The sequence below is a fragment of the Sphingomonas sp. 66-10 genome (assembly GCF_001897045.1).
In the GTDB taxonomy this organism is placed as follows: Bacteria; Pseudomonadota; Alphaproteobacteria; order Sphingomonadales; family Sphingomonadaceae; genus Sphingomonas; species Sphingomonas lycopersici.
Window position 1 is genome coordinate 1 of record NZ_MKRR01000055.1, and the last position, 2169, is coordinate 2169.

3 protein-coding genes are annotated in these 2169 nt (G+C 61.6%); 1 reads left to right on the forward strand and 2 read right to left on the reverse strand.

Translation table 11 applies throughout. The features are described from left to right. Positions 1–386, forward strand: a 386-nt coding sequence (locus BGN95_RS05815) for a hypothetical protein (RefSeq protein WP_286771935.1), incomplete at its 5' end; no start/stop codon positions are given. A gap of 83 nt (positions 387–469) precedes the next feature. Here BGN95_RS05815 and BGN95_RS05820 read toward each other — a convergent pair. Together BGN95_RS05820 and BGN95_RS05825 are read right to left on the reverse strand one after the other, a co-directional pair. After that, positions 470–1099 carry a PEPxxWA-CTERM sorting domain-containing protein gene (locus BGN95_RS05820; protein WP_286771936.1) on the reverse strand — a complete coding sequence of 210 codons (630 nt, stop codon included), beginning with the start codon at positions 1097–1099 and terminating at the stop codon, positions 470–472. Between the two features lie 190 nt (positions 1100–1289). Beyond that, entirely contained in the window at positions 1290–2120 is an 831-nt protein-coding gene (locus BGN95_RS05825) for an alpha/beta hydrolase (protein WP_286771937.1), read from the reverse strand. Positions 2121–2169: the final 49 nt, after the last annotated feature.

The following is a 2169-nucleotide window of genomic DNA, read 5'->3' on the forward strand; positions in this document are numbered from 1 at the left end:
TCGTCACGGCAACCGGCGCTGTCGCGCAAACCGCTGAGCAACTTCGACAGGGCATGATTGCCGCTGCGGGCTGTCCGGCCAATGCCCCCTATACGACGATCCGCCACAACAGCATCATGCCCGGCAAATGGGCCGAGTTCCAGCAAGCCGTCGCCGAGCATCAGGCCTGGTATGCCAAGCATGGCGACAAGACGACGAACAAGATCGCGCGGATGATGGAGGTGCGCAACGGCGCTGCCGTGCCATCCGAGGCGGAAGCGGTGACGATCACCCAATATTCCGGCAAACCGCAGCCTGCGCATGACGCAGCCTACGAAGCCTTCACCGCCAAATATCGCGCCAGCGCCGTGATCAAGGATGAGATGCGGGTCTGCCTGCCGAAATGAGGCGTGCTGACTGAGATAAGAAAAGGCGCCGCAACCTGGGTTGCGGCGCCTTTCCTATAAATGCGTTAAGAGCCTGCCGTCGCTCAGCCAAAGGCGAGCGAGACTTTGCGGCGACGCATGGCCGATCCGACGATGCCGAAACCGACAAGCATCATGGCCCAGCTGGCCGGCTCCGGTACGACCGGCGCAGCAATGCCGCCAAGGCGCAGCTGACGCAGGTCGTGCACGCCGCCATTGGTGAAGCTGAAGCTGATCTTGGTGAAGGTTTCGCCGGCCGTGCCGGAGATGCCCATGAAGTTCTGACCGTTATTGGCGAGGTCGAACGTCTTGTTGACCAACGCTGCGAGCGTGGGATCGAAATAGGTGATCGTCACAGTCGTGGAATTTTGCGACGCATCGAACAGGTTGAACAATGCCGTCTGGAAAGAATAGCCGTTCAGCAATTCGAACGTGAGCGTGTTGAGGATGCCATCCTGCGCTTCGATCCGTGCTTGGCCGTTCGATGGCGCGAGCAGGTTTTCCAGGCTGGTAAATTGCACGCTGGCTGCGCCGGCAGAGCCCGTCTGCGTGGTCGAAGCCGTGCCGATTTGATTGATCAGCACATTGGTGTCGGTGCTGACGCAGTTGCCGTCGCAAATGTTGATGGTAGCCTGGGCGCTGGTCGCCCCAAGCGTCGCGGCGAACAGGCCAGCGGCGATTACAAAATTTCTCATGACTTGCCCTTCAGTACTAGTCCCACAACCGAGACCGAAGACCCCCAAATTCGCACCGAGCGACTCGGAACGAATGGTTAACTCGTAGTTAAAAATTTAGCTTTGTGCAAAAGTGGACACACTCGGGCTGTACCGAATTAAGACAAGGCGTTCCGAGCCCTGCCAGAAAGCCCTGTCGATTGGTCCGGGTTCAACCCCCAAACCGCCCTTTCAACCACGCATCCACCACTGCGGTTGCCGGATAATCCTCCAGACCGAGCTTGCGGTTGATCTCCATATGGCCCTGCAGCCCGGTGCCGGGGAAGTCGTTGATCTGCACCGGCGTGCCGGCTTTGCGCAGGGCATCGGCAAGCGCATTGGCCTGTTCGATGCCGTCCTTGCGCTGCACATGCAGGATGAGGAAGGCCGGCGCATTGGGCGCGGCGGCCTGCAGCGTGGGAGAGATGGCGCGTTGGCGCGCCGGGTCGGTGCCGAAGGCGTCTTCATGGGTGTCCGGCATGAAGCGGTTGCCGCTCGCCATCTGCCGCGCCACATCATAGGCCGCGCCATCGATCGGCACGACGCCCGCAATCGATGTTTCGGTCAGCCCAACCGCCTTCAGATAGGCCGGGTCCGTGCCGACCAGCGCCACCAGATGCGCGCCCGCACTATGCCCCATCAGTATGATCCGCCTGGGGTCGAAGCCGAGGTCGCCGGCATGGGCAATGAGATGCGCCAGCGCGCTCGCCACATCGGCCGCCTGCTGCTCGACCGTCGCTTCCGGCACGAGACGATAATCGATCGAGGCAAAGGCATAGCCCTCGCCGGTGAAGTGGGCGAGCTTGGCCTTGCCGGTGCCATTTTCCTTGGTGCCGCGCTTCCAGCCGCCGCCATGGACGAAGACGATCAGCGGCGTCGGTTTGGCGCTCTTCGTCGCCGCTCCCCAATAAGAAAGCGTCTGCATCGCATCCTTGCCATAAGCGAGGGTCTTGCCGCCGCTCACCTGATCCTGCGCGATCTGCTTCTCGAATTTAGCAGCCATGCGCGCGCGGATTCGGTCGCGCATGCGGTCGTGTCCCACGGGGTGGTGT